We start from the raw sequence: 18,257 nt of genomic DNA, 5'->3' as shown, positions 1-18,257 counted from the left end.
ATGACAACACACCAGATAAAATATTTCATATCCGCCGCAAAGCATCTGAGCTTTACAAAATGCGCACAGGAGCACTATACTTCGCAGCCGAATATCAGCCGTCAGATTTCCCTGCTGGAGAAGGAACTCGGGTTTAATCTTTTCAACCACAACAAAAAGAATCTGCAGCTTACACCCTCTGGTGCCATTATGTTGACGCACCTTATCGAATCCATCGAGAACATAGAAAAGGGAGTCGCCACAGCCGTCAATGCCTCACAGGGGAAAACCGGGAATCTGATAATCGGTTGTCTGGATCCTTTTAATATGGAACTTTTTGTTCCGGACTATATTGTACCTTTCCAGCAGAAATTTCCCGGAATCAGCCTGTCCCTGATTACCGGCTCCTTCCAGGAATTAAGACAGGGCCTGAAAGATGGAAAAATGGATGTCATTTTTACGCTGGATTTCGAAATGAAGAACATACAAAACGTGATTTCCCACAAAATCTCCGATGTTCTTCCCCTGATACTTATGAGCACATCCCATCCCCTTGCCGCAAAATCGGATCTCAGGATGGAAGATTTTCGGGATGAAACCTTTATTGTTCCTTCCGTAACTGATTCTCCCGGCCGTCTGGAGGATGTGAACCGCTTCTTATCCAATTTTGGTTTCAGCTGCAGCAAAGTGATTTACAGTCCCAATATAGCCTCGCAGCTAATTTACGTCCGTTCCGGTCTCGGGGTTGCCCTCGTGGACACCGGGATTACCCGGATGGAACTTTCCTACTACAAGTACTTCCTGCCTGCGCCCCAGCCCGAGACCATCACCGCAATAGCCGCCTGGAGAAATGATAATCTGAATCCGGGAGTTAACCTGTTTACACAGCAGTTTTCACAAAAATAAAACAAGCGCATGTCAGCCTGACATACGCTCGTCTCTTTTATTCAAACAATGCTTCGAACTCTTCCCGTCCGATCTTCTCTTTTACGATAAGAAGCTCGGCACATTTATGAAGGATCGTTTTGTATTCCTCCAGGATGTCCTTTGCCTTTATATAGCATTCGTCTACAATCCTTTTCACTTCCATGTCGATAATGGATGCCGTCTGATCCGCATATCCCCTGGCATGCGCCAGATCTTTGCCGATAAAGACTTCATCCGTGTCGTCATCATAGCATATCATTCCGACTTTCTCGGACATTCCATATCTCATTACCATGGCCTTCGCTATTCCGGTAGCCTGCTTTATGTCCTGGGATGCGCCCGTCGTAATATCGTCGCACACCATCTCCTCAGCGATTCTGCCTCCCAGGCTAACCATAATGGTATGGAGCATTTTCCCTTTTGTGCTGAACATATCATCATTTTCAGGCAGCGGCATCGTATAACCGGCCGCTCCCACTCCTGTAGGAATCACAGAAATTGTATGTACGGGACCTACGTCTGGAAGTACCTGGAACAAGACGGCATGACCGGCTTCATGATACGCCGTGATTTTCTTTTCTTTATCTGAAATTACCCGGCTTTTCTTTTCTGTGCCTATGCCGACTTTGATGAACGCCTGCTCGATATCTCCCTGCGTTATGAAGCTGTTTTTCTTCTTTGCCGCCTGAATAGCCGCCTCATTCATAAGGTTTTCCAGGTCGGCTCCTGTGAATCCAGCCGTCGTACGAGCCACTGTATCCAAATTGACATCATCCCCGAGAGGCTTGTTTTTGGAATGAACCTGCAGGATGGCTTCCCTACCCCTGACGTCCGGTCTTCCCACGGCAACCTTACGGTCAAAACGACCCGGCCGCAAGATAGCCGGATCCAGAATATCCACCCTGTTTGTGGCCGCCATTACTATGATTCCCTCGTTTACACCGAAACCATCCATTTCCACCAGCAACTGGTTAAGAGTCTGTTCTCTTTCATCATGTCCGCCGCCCATGCCCGTTCCTCTTCTTCTGGCAACAGCATCGATTTCATCAATAAACACGATACAAGGAGCATTTTTCTTTGCCTCCTCAAACAGATCCCTGACCCTGGACGCACCAACGCCCACAAACATTTCCACAAAATCCGAACCGGATATGCTGAAAAACGGAACACCAGCTTCTCCTGCCACCGCTCTGGCCAAAAGGGTTTTTCCCGTTCCCGGAGGACCTACAAGCAGTACTCCTTTGGGGATTCTTGCTCCCAGTTCGGTGTACTTCTTTGGAAATTTCAGAAAATCAACAATTTCTTCCAATTCCCCTTTTTCCTCATCAAGGCCGGCTACGTTTTTAAAGGAAACTTTTTTAGAAAGATCCGTGCTTTTCTTGGCTCTGCTTTTTCCGAAATTCATCATCTTATTGCCGCCGGAGCCAGCCTGGTTGCTCATGACAGAAAAAATCACAAAAACAAGGATGAGTCCTATCACAATAGGGACAATGGTCGTCATGATGAAGCTTGGTTTTTCCACATCCCGAATTACATAATTATCGTAATTGTTCTCCAGGAGATATCCGACAATTCTTCCTGTATCCTCAATGTAAATCTGTTTGTTATTCCCATCTTTTAGGGTCGCGATAACGCTTCCTGTGGGAACCTGTTCATTCTGCGTAATGACCACATCGGTTACTTTGCCAGCCTGAAGATCCTTGAGGAACTGTGTTTCTGTGTAATCCGTTCCGGTACTTTTGTTGCTTGTCATAAAATACAGGGTTGTAATCATTATCAATGCAATTACGACATAAAATCCCATGCCCTTCATCTGTTTATTCAAACTTCCGTCCTCCTGTTTCGCTCATTTTACTCTTCCACCACTCCAATGAATGGGAGGTTTCTGTATCTCTGTCCGTAATCAAGTCCAAATCCAACTACAAACTTATCCGGTATATCAAATCCGATGTAATCCACCCGGACCTCCGTTACCCTTCTGTCCGGTTTATTTAACAGGGTACAGAGCGCCAGGCTTTTCGGCTTTCTATCCTGCAGCATCCCCATCAGATAACTTAATGTCCTGCCGGAATCTACTATATCCTCTACAACCAGGACTTCCCTTCCTTCCACCGGTTCGTCCAGATCCTTCACAATCCTTACAATTCCGCTGCTTTCCGTTTCTCCTCCATAACTGGAAACGGACATAAAATCGATTGTAACCGGAACAGTGATCCTCTTGGCCAGTTCGCACATGAAGAAGGCCCCGCCCTTCAGCACGCAGATCATATGAAGATCCTTTCCTTCATAATCCTTTGATATCTCTGCTCCCAGTTCTCTGATTTTCCGATTCACATCTTCTTCCGATATCATCACACTGATTTTATCTTTCATCATGCCCTCCAATATAGCTTACTTCCAAAATATTCCGGGTATTCTCCGACAACTTATAATATTCACTGATCCGCTCCTGCCCTATTATCCATAATATGTGGTTTTCCTCTGCAAGAAGAAGTGTCTCATCCCTGTATTCCCTTGGGATTTTGCAATCAATGAAATAGGTTTTAAGTTTTTTCTTTTTACAGCCTGGGCTTATGGTAATATAGTCGCCCTGCCGGCGGGTCCGAATAGTTAAATTGCCTTTTATTCTATCATAATCGAAATGTTTCGTATAGTGGTTTCCCCCAAGTTCATCATTATTTATCCCCTCGTCCAGAAGCCGCAATGTGACAGTTCCTCCGTCAAACGTGTAGCTTCCGTTTTTTTCGATTTCAAGGGGTTCCAGGGATGCCGCTGCTTGCACTCGATCCTCTTTATAAACGGTTATACCATCGTAAGTTCTCTTAACCTCCACACCGTACGGGAGGGAAATTTTCTTACCTACGTTTTTGTCAAGAAGTTCCAGCACATCCTCTATGTGCGTTCTGGTTATGTCTTTAAGACTTTCCGCCATTTCTTGTATCGCTTTGCGGATAATCCTCTTCCTGATTACCTTTTCAAGCCTTTGAAAGGCTGCACCATCTATGAACAGCATGCCTTCTTTCTCTTTTACCGTTTCGGCATACGAATTATTCGTGATTTTGCCAAGATACTCCTCTGTTTCGGCAATTTCCGCGCAGGCATCCGTTATATGGCTGACTGCCCTGGTATTTATTTCTCCGGTAATGACCGGAAAAAGCTTCAGCCTGATTTTGTTCCGCATATAATCCGTCTCCAGGTTCGTGCTGTCCGTTCTATAGGGCAGCCCTTCAGTCTCCAGATATTCTTCAATTTCTTTTCGCTCCAGGAACAGTATTGGCCTGATTATATGATTCCGGCAGGGCCTTATTCCCGACAGCCCTTTTATCCCGGTTCCCCGAAAAAGGTTGAACAGCATGGTTTCTGCACTGTCGTTTTTGTTATGGGCCACAGCTATTTTATCGGCGCCGGTTTCCAGTCGGACCTGCTCTAAAAGCTGATATCTCAGCTTTCTTCCGGCCTCCTCAACCGACAGCTTCTCCCGGGCGGCCGTTGCAGGGGCATCCACGCAAAACAGCCGAAAGGGTATCTGTCTTTCCCTGCACAGTCCTTCCACATACCTGCTGTCCTCCACGGCTTCTTCCCCTCGGATGCCATGATTTACATGCACAACAGTGAGCTTCAGGTTCATAGCCCGGCTGAGCTTATGCAGGACGGACAGAAGGCATACAGAATCCGCTCCGCCCGAAATTCCCAGGACAACGCCTTCTCCATTTTGAATCAGCCTGTTTTTAAGCAGATATTCCTTTACCCTTCCCGTCATGACTTCTCCCATTCCAAATATATGTAAAAAACAAGAAAAGCACTTCAATACGAAATCGAAATGCCCGCCTTTTATTTTTCAGTTGGTTTAAATATGATTTCATCCGGATACAGATACCCCAGACCATATGCCTTTTCTTCGATGTATTTCTTTGTTTGGACATAAATACGTTCTTTTTCGAGGTCATCTTTCCTGAGTGTCTCATCCTCAAGAAGTCCCTGCAATTCGGCTTTCTGCTCATTCATTTCCACATTCCGGTTGTGGAGATACACCATTTTAGTGGTGAGTACTGTCCCCATGAGCAGCACCACGATTGCGATGGAAAATATTCCCAGCCTGTTCCGGCTTCTTTTCTTTCCATATTTTCTCATTTTCAACCCTCCGATAAAACCAAGTATCCCTTGTCTTTCATTTTAATTGACCGGCTGGCTTTTTTCAATACCTTCTGAGCTATTTTCACAAATACCGGAACATTTCTTTTGCTTCATCCTTCTTCACAGTCTCCTGAACACTGAGAATCTCAGCCTTGACCTCTCTTGTCCCGAATTTTATGACAATGACATCGCCAACCTTAACCTCTGCGGACGCCTTTGCCTGCCGGTCATTAATGAAAACCCGTCCTGCATCGCAGGCTTCATTTGCGACCGTCCTACGTTTGATCAGTCTGGAAACCTTTAAATATTTGTCCAGTCTCATATATCGGTCCTCCCGTTCACTTTACAAAACACCCTGCTTTTATGATAAAAGCAGGGTGTCTTTTAAACTTTTCTTATTTCTTTTTTTTAGTTGTTGTTGTGGTTACATTAACCGTATCTTTTAATGCTTTTCCAGCTTTGAATTTTGGAGCCTTTGATGCAGGTATCTTCATAGGTTCTCCGCTTTTCGGATTTCTTCCTTCTCTGGCAGCTCTCTTCGTAACTTCGAATGTTCCGAATCCAACTAACTGAACTTTTTCACCCTTTTTAAGTTCTTCTGCCACGACGTCTGTGAAAGCCTTTAACGCTTTTTCTGAATCCTTCTTTGATAACTCTGTCTTTACGGCAATTGCCGCAACCAATTCTGCTTTGTTCATGGATAAAACCCTCCTCTGCTCTTGTACACTAATATGGACATTAATGACTTCCGCCTGCGATAAAAGCGGGGCACTTACAGATAAGCAGCTGCGCAAAAATTACGTATCAGCGCAAAACTGCAACCTTCAAGTATATTTATATCTGTTTACGCAGGGTTTGTCAAGGAATTTTGCCAATTTTCCTTGATTTTTCAATGGTTTCAGGGCGTTTTTCCGACATTATTCCATAATGCTGCCAATATCGTCCAGAACCCCCCATATTATCGTCTTCATTTCCTTCATATCGCGCAGCGGTTCCTTCAAAAAATATGTGAAATAAGGGTTCTTTTCAACCGTAATGGTAAGGCGTTTTTTATGCTTCTGAATAATCTCCGGAATCTTGTTCACGTCCACTTTCGCACTCTCGAACATGATGAATTTTATCCATTTTTCCGTATTGGTTATCTCTGTAACATAGTTCCTGTGTGCTTTAGCCTTAATCAAAGCAACCAGGAGCAGATTTGCCACCGGTTTCGGAATATCCCCGAATCTGTCAACAAGCTCATCCTGCATATCCTCGTATTCTCCATCCGATGTAATCTGGGCAATTCGCTTGTATACATCCAGCTTCTGGCTTTCGTTTTTGATATATCGGGGAGGAATAAATGCATCGACATCCAGGTCAATGGTGGTCTCATATTCTTCCCCAGTCCTTATTCCCTTCATTTCCTGCACGGCCTCATTCAGCATTTTACAGTAAAGGTCATAGCCGACCGCCTCCATGTGTCCATGCTGGCTTGACCCCAGTATATTGCCAGCTCCCCGGAGTTCTAAGTCCCTCAGCGAAATCTTGATCCCGGACCCCAGATCGGTGAATTCCCGGATAGCTTTTAGTCTTTTTTCGGCTACTTCTTTCAGAACTTTATTTCTCCGGTACATCAGGAACGCATATCCCGTCCTGTTGGAGCGGCCGACCCTTCCCCTAAGCTGATATAGCTGGGAAAGCCCAAAATTATCAGAATCATGTATAATAATCGTGTTTACATTGGAGATATCCAGGCCTGTTTCGATGATGGTAGTGGTTACGAGTACATCCACCTCGCCGTTGATGAATTCATACATCACGCCTTCCAGCTCTCTTTCATGCATCTGCCCATGGGCGAAACGTACCCTGCATCCGGGAACCAGCCTGGAAATCTTATCGGTCACCTCATCAATGTCGCTGATTCGGTTATATACGTAGTAAACCTGCCCTTTTCTGGACACCTCACGGTTTATAACCTCCCGTACGATTTCTTCATCGTATTCCATCACGTAGGTCTGAATCGGCACCCTCTCTACCGGAGGCTCTTCCAGTACACTCATATCCCGGATACCAATCAGGCTCATATGAAGAGTTCTGGGGATCGGGGTGGCGGAAAGAGTGAGCACATCCACGTTTTCCTTCAGTTTTTTCAGCTTTTCCTTATGGACTACCCCGAACCTCTGCTCCTCGTCGATGATCAGAAGCCCCAGGTTCTTAAATTTAACATCTGCCGAAAGCAGTCTGTGGGTCCCAACCACTATGTCCGACATGCCGCTTTCAAGACCCTTGATGCCTTTTTTCTGATTGGTTGCCGTTTTAAATCTGGACAAAAGCTGGACCGTGATCGGGTAGTCCTTCATTCTGTCCGTAATCGTATTATAATGCTGAAGGGCCAGGATGGTAGTAGGAACAAGAATGGCTACCTGTTTTCCGTCCTGTACCGCCTTGAATGCTGCCCGTATGGCCACTTCGGTCTTTCCATATCCCACATCCCCGCAGATGAGCCTGTCCATGATTTTTTTGCTTTCCATATCCCTTTTTATGTCTTCAACGGCATTCAGCTGGTCTTCCGTCTCAGAATAGGGAAACATCTCCTCGAATTCCTTCTGCCATACCGTATCCGGTGAATACTGGAACCCTTCCCGGTCCTTTCGTATTGCGTAGAGCCTCACCAGGTCTTTGGCAATTTCCCTTACTGCTCCCCGCACTCTGGTTTTGGTCTTTGTCCACTCCACAGAACCCAGCCGGTTCAGCTTTGGCTTTCTCTCGGCGGATGCATCTGCATATTTCTGGATCATATCCAGCTTACTAGCCAGAATGTAAAGGATTCCGCTGTTTGCATATTCTATTTTTATGTAATCCTTGGTCACATTATCGGTTACGATTTTTTCAATTCCCCGGTATATTCCAAGACCATGGTTTTCATGAACCACATAATCTCCTGTTCCAAGCTCGGAGAAATTGGTTATCTTCTCCCCGGAATAGGTCGATTTTTTCTTTTTTCTTTTTTTCTTTTCTCCAAAGATATCTTTTTCAGTGATGATAACCAGCTTGATATCCGGGTATTCAAAGCCTTTATGCAGATTCCCCTGCATAACCATGATTTCCCCTCCGGTGATTACCCTTTCCTCATCTTCCGTATGAAAGGCATTCAGGTCATATTCCCTGAGATTTTCGGCCAGTCTGGCTGCTCGGGTCCTGGATGCGGATAGCAGAATAACCCTGTACTTTTGGGATGTATATTTTTTTAACTCTTTGGTCAGGAGGGGGAAATTCCCCTGATAAGAATTGATGTTTTTGGCAGATATCATTCTGCTTTCAGACACCTCATAATCCTTTGGGGCCTGTCCGAGTCCTGTGAACAGGACACATTTAAATCTTTTTACCCTGTCCAGAGTTTCCTGTGGGGAATAAAGTATATCCGTCTGCCCGGGAAGAACATATCCTTTTTCCAGACGATGCATCATGCTCTCGTTAAATTCAAACATGACGGCCCTTGCCTTTTCCTGCACCCGATCCGGCTCATCAATAAAACAGATGGTTTTCTTCGGATCCAAATAGTCCAGCAGAGAAACCTGGGTCTGGAAAAAGTAGCCGATATAGCTGTCCAATGCCACATTTCCCTGGGATATCAGCGCCTGTTCACAAAATTCTTCCGTAATGGTTTTTATCCTGTGGGCTTCCTCCGTCCTCATCCCGCTTCGGAACGAAGCTTCCAAAGCCTCGGCATCTTCGCGTACCTTGCGTATGCCTTCTTCCATTTGTTCTTGTGTAAGAATATATTCAGAAGCCGGATAGACCGTGACCTCTTTCAGATTCTCAACGGATCTCTGGCTTTCCACGTCAAAATATTTTATGGAATCGATTTCTTCGTCCCATAAATCGATACGTACGGGAGACTCCTCCGTTGAAGGAAAGATATCAATGATGCTGCCCCGGATTGCAAAAAATCCTGGTGACTCCACCTGGACAGCTCTCTCATATCCAAGTTTCCTGAGGGTTTTTGCAAGCTCTTCCAGATTCAGCCGCTGACCGGATTTAAAATGCAGGATATTATCCCTTGCAGCTTCTATCGGAAGAATTTTATTCATAAGACCGTCCGCCGTAGTTATAATGACGGCCTGACGCCCTTCGACAATTGCCTTGATTGCATCGAGCCTCTGTTTGACTATATAATTCCCATGCACATCCGCATTGTAAAACATCAGGTCTTTTGCCGGATATATGTACACTTCCTGGTCATACAGCTTGTAGTTTTCATATATTTCCTTGGTTTTCTGCTCACTAAAAGTAATGATGACTTTTGTGTTAAAGCCATCACCGATACTGTACATAAAATGCTCCATCTGAGACTCAATACATCCGGAAACCTGAACAGGTCCCGTATACTGTCCCAGCTGGCTTTTTACCGCCTTGAATTCTTCAAGTTCATACAGCGGAGCAACCAATGCTTTCAAATCCTTCACATCCTTATGATTACTTTTTTAATCCATTAAAATCATTCATCGCTTTTTCTATTCCTGCGGCAACAATGGTCTCCACCGCCCTGACTGCTTCCCCGGCGCTTTCCTCCATCATTATTTTTTCCTGTGGCGAAAAGTGGCTCAGGACAAAATCCGCCAGGTCCGCATGTGATTTATTGCTTCCAACGCCAACCCGGACCCTGGCAAAATTCTGGGTTCCGAGATGGGCTATAATGCTCTTGATTCCATTATGTCCCCCCGCACTCCCCTTTGTTCTGATTCTTAACGCACCGGGTTCCAGATTTATATCATCATATATAATTATCAGTTCTTTTTCAACATCAATTTTATAGTAATCCACCAGTGCCCTCACGGACTCTCCGCTCAGGTTCATGAATGTCATTGGTTTGGCCAATACTACCTTTTCCCCTTCAATGGCTCCCTTCCCGCAAAGAGCCTTATGTTTTCCGGTGTCTATGCTTATTCTATGGACATCCGCCAGCCTGTCAATTATTTCAAAACCGATATTGTGTCTTGTTCCTCTATATTTCGTGGTTGGATTTCCCAATCCTACAATAATATGCATATTAAATGTCCTCTTTTCCTCAAAAAGGGGCCTGGATATAAATATCCACGCCCCCGGTTAAACTCTATTTATTCTTCAAACTCTTCGAGTACCTCTTCTTCCTCAAGAACGTGCTGATACTTCTCCAGTATTATCTCCTGGATACGTTCCCTGGTCTCCGAATTGATCGGATGGGCAATGTCACGGTATTCACCATCTGCTGCTTTACGACTGGGCATCGCAATAAAGAGACCTTTTTCTCCCTCAATCACTTTAATGTCATGAACAACAAACTCCGCATCAAATGTTATGGAGACGACTGCTTTCATCTTCCCCTCTTTCGTTACCTTCCTTACTCTTACGTCTGTAATCTGCATTGTTATGTTCCCTCCTTGTTTGTGAATACTACACAATGGATGCACCTATATAGTAATTTTAAAACAACCACTTAATAAAGAAAATAACAGATAACTTTGATATATTATAACATATCCCCTTTGTTTAGTGAATAGATTTTATAAATATTTATGGTCTTTGACCCTTACTGGTGCTATAATTTTATTGATGTTTCAGTCTGATTTAAAGTTACCCGCGGCCGTCTGACAAAAGGAGGATCAATCAAATGATTATACGCTTTTACAATGCCCAGATTCTGGACTGCTCCGATACTTTTCATATCCGTTCAGGCGACCTTTATGTCACGGATGACCGGATCAGTTATATCGGTCCGCATAGGCCCGATGGACCGAAATGTGACCGGGAAATCAACCTGAACGGCAACCTGATTATTCCCGGATTCAAGAATGCACATACCCATTCTCCCATGACGTTCCTCCGCTCCTTTGCCGATGACCGCCCCCTGGATGAATGGCTGAATAAAAGCGTCTTTCCAATGGAAGCAAAGCTGACTCCCGATAAAACATATATCTTCAGCATCATTGCCCTGATGGAATATCTTACAAGCGGAATTACAGCCAATTTTGACATGTATTTTCACGTTCCTGCGGTCGCTGCTGCCTCGGCGGACTGCGGCTTCAGGACTGTAATCTGCGGCTGCCTCAACAATTTCCAGGAATCCCTGGAAATCATGGAGGAGCATTACAAAAACTTCAACCAGCCCGACAGCCTGCTTTCATATAAGCTTGGTTTTCATGCAGAGTACACCACCAGCCGGAATCTCCTGGAGGGGATCGCGGACATGGCGGCTCGGCATGAAGCACCCGTGTTCACCCACAATTCCGAGACCCTGGCGGAAGTAGAGGGCTGTATGTCCCGATATAACAAAACCCCCACTGCACTCTTCGAGGAGCTTGGCATCCATAATTTTGGCGGTGGCGGTTTTCACTGCGTACATCTGAGTGAAGAAGACACCCGAATTTTCAAGGACCGGGGACTTTTCGTGGTAACCAATCCCGCATCCAACCTTAAACTGGCCAGTGGGATTGCACCTGTAGAAAGATATCTGCGCCAGGGAATTCCAGTAGCGATTGGAACAGACGGTCCTGCCAGCAACAACTGCCTGGATATGTTCAGGGAAATGTACCTGGTAACAGCCCTTCAAAAGCAGCTGATGCACGACGCTTCCGCGTGTCCGGCAGAATCTGTCCTGGACATGGCCGTAACTCAGGGAGCCCTTGCCATGGGACTTTTTGACTGCGATAAGCTGGCCGTGGGGAAAAAAGCAGACCTGGCCGTCATCGACCTGAACCAGCCGAATATGCGCCCGATCAACGATACCGTTAAAAACCTTGTGTATAGCGGTTCAAAACAAAATGTCAGGCTGACCATGGTGAATGGAAAGATCCTCTATGAGGACGGTTTGTTCTACATAAACCAGGATGTAGAAGAGATATATTCCAAAGCGGCCGCTTTTCTGCATTCGATGAAATAACGATTGATTTTCGTGTTATATTGTATATAATAGTTTGGAATCATTAAAACACATATCAAAATAAATAAATCAGGGAATGGAAAATATTATGTATAAAATAGACTTTTCAAATAAAATCCACGTGTATTTTATAGGTATCGGCGGAATCAGCATGAGTGCCCTTGCTGAGATCCTGCTGACCAAAGGCTTCACCGTATCCGGATCCGATTCCAGGGAATCAGATCTCACCAAAAGATTGGAACGCCTGGGAATCACCGTCCACATCGGACAAAGTGCTGAAAATCTGGATAACGACATCGACCTGGTCATTTACACTGCAGCCATCAAAGAAGATAATCCAGAGCTCGCCGGGGCCCACTCTTTTGGGATCCCTTCCATTCCACGGGCAGAACTGGTGGGACAAATCATGAAGAACTACGAGGTTGCTGTTGGTGTTGCCGGAACACACGGGAAAACCACTACCACTTCCATGATTTCCCATATCCTGATAGACAACGATTCCGATCCTACGGTGCTGGTCGGCGGAATGCTAAAAAAAATCGAAGGAAATCTCCGAATCGGAAAATCAGGCAATTTTGTCACAGAAGCCTGTGAATATACCAACAGCTTTCTGTCTTTTTCTCCGACTGTCGCCGTAATCTTAAATATACATGCTGACCATATGGATTTCTTTAAGGACATCCAGGACATTCGTCAAAGTTTCCGTAACTTTGCCTCCCTGCTGCCACTGGATGGAACCCTCATCATCAGCAGTGACATAGAAGACTTCGACTACATAACGCAGGGAACAGACGCCCGAATCGTCACATTTGGAACCGGCCTCCACAACAGTGATTATGGCGCAGCAAACGTTGCCTACGACGAGTTTGCCAACGGCCATTATGACCTCATGGAAAATGGAAGCTTTGCAGGCAGAATTTCTCTGAAGGTACCCGGATTCCATAACATTCAAGATTCACTGGCCGCTGTCGCCACCGCCCGTACCATGGGTGTACCAATAGATTTGATTATCCAATCTCTTGCTGCCTATGAAGGTTGCGACAGAAGATTTCAATTCAAGGGAAGCATTAAAGGCATCACCGTTGTGGATGACTATGCCCACCATCCGGATGAGATAAGGGCAACCTTAAACACAGCCAGGAAGTATCCTCACAAGACCCTGTGGTGTGTCTTCCAACCACATACATATACCAGAACCAGTGTGTTCCTTAAGGATTTCGCCAGTGCCCTTACCCTTGCCGATAAGGTTGTCCTGACGGATATCTATGCGGCCCGGGAGAAAAACACCTTGAATATTTCTTCCAAGGATCTTTTGGATGAGCTCGTAAAACTTGGAAAGGAAGCTTATCATTTCCAATCCTTTGATGACATTGAAAATTTTTTATTAGAAAATTGTATTAACGGTGACTTGTTGATAACTATGGGTGCTGGAGACGTTGTGTTAATTGGGGAAAGGCTGCTCGGACAGTAGTTATCCACACAATCCACACACCCGGGAAACCTTGTAAAGTCGATATCTCAAGCTTCAGTCGTGTTAACAAAAACAAGTTGCTGTGCTATAATGAACGAAATAAACTATTTGCCGATTGGAATGAACTATAATGAATATGCTGAATCTTGAATGTAAAAACCTGGCCGGCTTTACCGCTGTGCCGAATATCTTTATCGACCGCTATATGCCCCATGCAAATGGTGACTTTGTCAAAATATATCTTTATCTCTTAAAATGTGTTTCCTCCGGAAGCAGGGATTTATCGGTGTGCAAAATGGCCGATGTTTTCAATTACACTGAAAAGGACATTCTGAGAGCTCTGACCTTCTGGGAAGGCAAAGGGCTGATGACCCTGACCTATGATTCGCAGAAACACCTCGGCGGTATCCGTTTCGAGGAAGTCCCTTCCTTTTCGGAAGAAGACAGCGAACAACCAGCCGAGTCCCCGCAGCCGCAAATGGAACCCATCGTAGAAGACAAGAAAAAACCGGTATATTCACGTGATGATCTGGAAAGCTTTCTGGCCAAGGAAGATATTTCACAGCTTATGTACATCATCCAGAAATATCTGGGCAAAACCTTGAGCCCGGCGGATACAAACACCATTTTATACTTTTATGATGTTCTTTCTTTTCCCCATGACCTTATCGAATACCTTTTTGAATACTGCGTTTCCAAAAACCACAAAAGCATGCGATATATTGAAAAAGTGGCCCTGGATTGGGCTTCCCATAATATATGTACGGTTGCTGAGGCAAAGGAGGCTGCCAGCCTTTACAGCAACAGCATCTTCTCCGTATTAAAAGCCTTTGGTATTTCAGGCCGAAATCCAGGCAATGAAGAAAAAGCCTTTATCGTAAAATGGACCAATTCCTATGGATTCGACATTGACATTATTATTGAAGCCTGCAACCGGACCATCCGTTCCATCCATCAGCCAAGCTTTGAATATGCGGACTCCATACTGACCAAGTGGAAGGAAAGAGGAATCCACCACCTGACGGAGGTGCAGTCACTGGACGAGGAGCATAACAGCAAAAAGCCGGCTGTGTCTGTACAGAAGGCAAAGAACAATTTCAACAGCTTCTCCCAACGCACGTACAATTATGCAGAACTGGAAAAACAGCTTTTAAATAACAATTAGGAGGAAACACCATTGTCTTTGAGCAAAGTCCAGTATGATCAGATATTCAGAACTTATGACCAAAAGAGGCTGAATAAGCAACGTGAACTTGACTTAAGAAAAAAGGAAGTATATACTAGGATACCGAGGCTCGTAGAAATTGACAATCAGGTTGCTGCCCTTTCGGTTGCGTATGCTAAGCAGCTCCTTAACGGAAATGCCGAAGATGCATCCTCTTATAAGACGGCTATCTCCAGTCTTGGCAAAGAAAAAGCAGAACTTATAAAATCTGCAGGCTATTCCAAAGACTATCTGGAGACAGATTATTACTGCCGCGACTGCAAGGATACCGGTTATATCGACAGCAAAAAGTGTCACTGCTTTACGCAGGAAATCATCAACATTCTATATGATCAGTCAAATATAAAGGAAATATTGAAAGAGGAAAATTTCGACAAATTTTCCTTCAAATATTATTCGGATACGGAAGCAAACAGAATCACTGGGACAACTCCTCTGAAGAATATTCAGAAAGTCGTCTCCATCTGTAAAAACTTCATCAAAAACTTCGGAACGGTATATGACAATCTGTTTTTTTATGGAGAAGCGGGAACCGGCAAGACATTTCTTTGCAGCTGCATTGCCAAGGAGCTGATCGAGCGGTCCTATTCCGTCATTTATTTATCTGCAATCAAATTATTCGAACTCCTTTCCGATGCAACATTCAGACGGGGGAATGATACGGATAATGCAGAATACATTATGAAGCATATTTTGACCTGTGATTTATTAATTATCGATGACCTGGGTACCGAACTCGTTAATTCCTTCACCAGTTCGGGATTATTTAACTGTATCAATGAGCGGTACCTGAGTAAGCGTCCGACTATCATGTCAACAAATCTTTCAATCGAGGACTTGCAAAAGACCTATTCTGAAAGAACTTTTTCAAGAATAACCAGCAATTATACGATGCTTAAAATATTTGGCGATGATATTCGCGTAAAGAAAAAATTGGAGGGCTGAATATGGAGAAACAAATTGAAGAGCACATAGCGGAGATGATACCCGTCGGGCCGCTGGGAATAATCCCCATGTCCGGGAGCAGAAGTATTGGCGAGAAGGTAGATTGGTACATTTCTTCATGGCGTAAGAACAGGGAAAGCAATTATACGCATTCCATTAACTATAACGGCTATCTTAAAGACAGCTACATCGTTAGTACAGATGTTCCACGTTTCGGTTCTGGGGAAGCCAAAGGCATCATCAGGGAATCCGTGCGAGGCGATGATCTTTATATCATCGTGGATGTTACCAACTATAGCCTGACCTACAAGCTTTGTGGCGCGGTAAACCATATGTCTCCCGATGACCACTACCAGGATCTGAAGCGTATTATCGCGGCAGTCGGTGGAAAAGCAAAAAAGATCACTGTCATCATGCCTTTTTTATACGAAAGCAGACAGCATAAACGTACTGCAAGGGAATCGCTTGACTGTGCGCTTGCCCTTCAGGAACTTACATCTATGGGTGTAGAGAATATTCTTACATTTGACGCTCATGACCCAAGAGTACAGAACGCCGTACCTCTCAAGGGCTTCGAAACCATCCAGCCAACCTATCAGTTTTTGAAAGAACTGATGAACGCAGAGAATGATCTGGACATTGCACCGGAACATATGATGGTAATCAGCCCTGACGAGGGAGCCATGGGAAGGGCCGTATATTTTGCCAATGTCCTTGGTCTCGATATCGGTATGTTCTACAAACGAAGGGATTATGCCAGAATCGTTAATGGTACCAACCCCATTGTTGCCCATGAATTTTTAGGAGCCTCCGTGGAGGGAAAAGATGTTCTTATCATCGACGATATGATTTCCTCCGGCGGAAGTATGATCGACACCGCAACGGAACTGAAAAGAAGAAAAGCCAGAAGGGTTTTCGTCATTTCAACGTTCGGACTGTTTACCAACGGACTTGCGGTCTTCGATAAGGCTCATAAAGACGGAATCATAGACAGGGTCCTTACCACTAACCTGATATATCAGACTCCTGAACTGCTCTCCAAACCATACTATCTGAGTGTCGATATGAGCAAGTACATTGCCCTGATGATTGATACCCTCAACCATGATTCTTCCATTAGTTATCTTCTGGATCCAATCCAGAAAATCAACAAGCTGGTCGATGAATATAAGAGAAAACACAGAAAATAGCAAAAAGCTGCAGGTCTTCCTGCAGCTTTTTGCTATTCATTTATAGTTCGCAATTGTTTACGGTTCTGGGAAATGGGATTACATCACGTATGTTGGACATGCCGGTAAGATACATAATCATTCTTTCGAATCCAAGTCCAAATCCGGCATGCCTGGCGGAGCCGTATTTGCGCAAATCCAGATAAAATCCGTAGTCTTCCCGATTCAGTTTCAATTCTTCCATTCTGGCAAGAAGCCTATCCAGGTTGTCTTCCCTCTGACTCCCACCCATTATTTCCCCGATTCCCGGTACCAGGCAGTCCATGGCCGCCACGGTTTTATTGTCCGGATTCATCTTCATATAAAACGCCTTGATTTCCTTAGGGTAGTCTGTCACAAATACTGGGCGTTTAAATATATTTTCGGTGAGGTATCTTTCATGCTCTGTCTGAAGATCACATCCCCAGCATACTTTATATGTAAACATATCATTATTTTTTTCCAGCAATTCAACCGCCTGTGTATAGGTTACATGGGCAAAATCCGATTCCAATACACCATTGAGCCTTTCTATGAGCCCTTTATCCACAAAGCTGTTGAAAAAGTTCATCTCTTCGGGCGCATTCTCCATCACATACCGGATGACATACTTCAGCATGCTTTCTGCCAGCATCATATCATCCTTAAGATCCGCAAATGCCATCTCCGGTTCGATCATCCAGAATTCAGCCGCATGGCGGGTGGTATTGGAATTCTCCGCCCGGAATGTCGGCCCGAAGGTATAGATGTTTCTGAATGCCATGGCAAATGCCTCACCATTCAGCTGGCCGGAAACAGTAAGGTTCGTTTCTTTCCCGAAGAAATCCTGACGGTAGTCGACTCTTCCATCTTCGTCCAACGGTGCATTTTTCGCATCCAGTGTCGTTACCCGGAACATTTCCCCGGCACCTTCACAGTCACTTCCGGTAATCAATGGCGTATGCACGTATACAAAATCTCTCTCCATGAAAAACTTATGAATTGCATAGGCGCACAGAGAACGGACCCTGAATACAGCCTGGAAAGTATTCGTTCTGGGTCTTAAATGAGAGATTGTCCTTAAATATTCCAGTGTATGTCTCTTTTTCTGAAGCGGATAATCCGGTGCAGATTCTCCCTCCACATCAATCTGTACTGCCTGGACTTCAAACGGCTGTTTCATGCCCGGCGTTCCGACCAGCTGGCCCCTGACCAGGATAGATGCCCCGATGTTCAACCGTGAAATTTCCTGGAAATTTCCCAAACTGTCGCTATATACGATCTGCAGAGTCTCAAAGAATGAACCGTCATTCAGAACTACAAAACCAAAGGTCTTAGAATCCCGTACGGATCTGACCCATCCACCTACGGTGATTTCTTTTCCAATATACTTTTCTTTGTCACGAAATATTGATTTAATCGTAATCAGATCCATATTTGTACCTCTTTCCCTGTTTTTTAGGTATGATAATTATTATACCTAAAATA

16 protein-coding genes are annotated in these 18,257 nt (G+C 44.7%); 6 read left to right on the top strand and 10 right to left on the bottom strand.

Annotation, left to right across the window (positions count from 1 at the left end; translation table 11 throughout):
• Entirely contained in the window at positions 1 to 885 is an 885-nt protein-coding gene (locus BUA79_RS02930; RefSeq protein ID WP_073992867.1) for a LysR family transcriptional regulator, read from the top strand.
• A gap of 37 nt (positions 886 to 922) precedes the next feature.
• Here BUA79_RS02930 and ftsH read toward each other — a convergent pair whose 3' ends face one another.
• The 9 genes from ftsH to spoVG all read right to left on the bottom strand — a co-directional run bounded on the left by ftsH (position 923) and on the right by spoVG (position 10,427).
• Entirely contained in the window at positions 923 to 2,719 is a 1,797-nt protein-coding gene (gene ftsH, locus BUA79_RS02925) for an ATP-dependent zinc metalloprotease FtsH (protein WP_073992964.1), read from the bottom strand.
• 38 nt (positions 2,720 to 2,757) lie between these two features.
• Positions 2,758 to 3,279 carry a hypoxanthine phosphoribosyltransferase gene (gene hpt / locus BUA79_RS02920; RefSeq protein ID WP_073992866.1) on the bottom strand — a complete coding sequence of 174 codons (522 nt, stop codon included), beginning with the start codon at positions 3,277 to 3,279 and terminating at the stop codon, positions 2,758 to 2,760.
• Positions 3,269 to 4,678: a tRNA lysidine(34) synthetase TilS gene (gene tilS, locus BUA79_RS02915; RefSeq protein WP_073992865.1), complete on the bottom strand. Its 1,410-nt coding sequence runs from the start codon at positions 4,676 to 4,678 to the stop codon at positions 3,269 to 3,271. Before tilS ends, hpt begins: the two co-directional genes overlap by 11 nt.
• A gap of 59 nt (positions 4,679 to 4,737) precedes the next feature.
• Positions 4,738 to 5,037, bottom strand: a complete 300-nt coding sequence (locus BUA79_RS02910; RefSeq protein WP_073992864.1) for an FtsB family cell division protein — start codon at positions 5,035 to 5,037, stop codon at positions 4,738 to 4,740.
• Positions 5,038 to 5,122: 85 nt separating this feature from the next.
• A complete protein-coding gene (locus tag BUA79_RS02905) occupies positions 5,123 to 5,362 on the bottom strand; it encodes an RNA-binding S4 domain-containing protein (RefSeq protein ID WP_073992863.1) in 240 nt (79 codons plus the stop codon).
• 73 nt (positions 5,363 to 5,435) lie between these two features.
• Positions 5,436 to 5,738, bottom strand: a complete 303-nt coding sequence (locus tag BUA79_RS02900) for an HU family DNA-binding protein (RefSeq protein ID WP_073992862.1) — start codon at positions 5,736 to 5,738, stop codon at positions 5,436 to 5,438.
• A gap of 219 nt (positions 5,739 to 5,957) precedes the next feature.
• Positions 5,958 to 9,479, bottom strand: a complete 3,522-nt coding sequence (gene mfd, locus BUA79_RS02895) for a transcription-repair coupling factor (protein WP_073992861.1) — start codon at positions 9,477 to 9,479, stop codon at positions 5,958 to 5,960.
• Positions 9,480 to 9,498: 19 nt separating this feature from the next.
• Positions 9,499 to 10,071 carry an aminoacyl-tRNA hydrolase gene (gene pth / locus BUA79_RS02890; RefSeq protein ID WP_073992860.1) on the bottom strand — a complete coding sequence of 191 codons (573 nt, stop codon included), beginning with the start codon at positions 10,069 to 10,071 and terminating at the stop codon, positions 9,499 to 9,501.
• A gap of 68 nt (positions 10,072 to 10,139) precedes the next feature.
• Entirely contained in the window at positions 10,140 to 10,427 is a 288-nt protein-coding gene (gene spoVG, locus BUA79_RS02885) for a septation regulator SpoVG (RefSeq protein ID WP_073992859.1), read from the bottom strand.
• Between the two features lie 245 nt (positions 10,428 to 10,672).
• Between spoVG and BUA79_RS02880 the strand changes: the two genes are divergently transcribed.
• The 5 genes from BUA79_RS02880 to BUA79_RS02860 all read left to right on the top strand — a co-directional run bounded on the left by BUA79_RS02880 (position 10,673) and on the right by BUA79_RS02860 (position 16,772).
• Positions 10,673 to 11,941, top strand: a complete 1,269-nt coding sequence (locus BUA79_RS02880; protein WP_073992858.1) for an amidohydrolase — start codon at positions 10,673 to 10,675, stop codon at positions 11,939 to 11,941.
• Between the two features lie 88 nt (positions 11,942 to 12,029).
• Complete coding sequence (murC, locus tag BUA79_RS02875) at positions 12,030 to 13,412, top strand: UDP-N-acetylmuramate--L-alanine ligase (protein ID WP_073992857.1); 1,383 nt, start codon at positions 12,030 to 12,032, stop codon at positions 13,410 to 13,412.
• A gap of 130 nt (positions 13,413 to 13,542) precedes the next feature.
• Entirely contained in the window at positions 13,543 to 14,577 is a 1,035-nt protein-coding gene (locus tag BUA79_RS02870) for a DnaD domain protein (RefSeq protein ID WP_073992856.1), read from the top strand.
• A gap of 12 nt (positions 14,578 to 14,589) precedes the next feature.
• Positions 14,590 to 15,582: an ATP-binding protein gene (locus tag BUA79_RS02865; protein ID WP_073992855.1), complete on the top strand. Its 993-nt coding sequence runs from the start codon at positions 14,590 to 14,592 to the stop codon at positions 15,580 to 15,582.
• Positions 15,583 to 15,584: 2 nt separating this feature from the next.
• On the top strand, positions 15,585 to 16,772 hold the full coding sequence (locus tag BUA79_RS02860) for a ribose-phosphate pyrophosphokinase (RefSeq protein ID WP_073992854.1): 1,188 nt from the start codon (positions 15,585 to 15,587) through the stop codon (positions 16,770 to 16,772).
• 40 nt (positions 16,773 to 16,812) lie between these two features.
• On the opposite strand, the gene asnS is transcribed toward BUA79_RS02860, so the two are convergent.
• Positions 16,813 to 18,204 (bottom strand): asparagine--tRNA ligase, encoded by a 1,392-nt coding sequence (gene asnS, locus BUA79_RS02855; protein ID WP_073992853.1) that lies wholly within the window; start codon positions 18,202 to 18,204, stop codon positions 16,813 to 16,815.
• Between the last annotated feature and the right edge of the window lie 53 nt (positions 18,205 to 18,257).

It is taken from the genome of Parasporobacterium paucivorans DSM 15970, assembly GCF_900141895.1.
Classification (GTDB): Bacteria; Bacillota; Clostridia; order Lachnospirales; family Lachnospiraceae; genus Parasporobacterium; species Parasporobacterium paucivorans.
The sequence above is the reverse complement of the archived record's forward strand: the minus strand, read 5'-3'. Positions and strand labels throughout refer to the sequence as shown.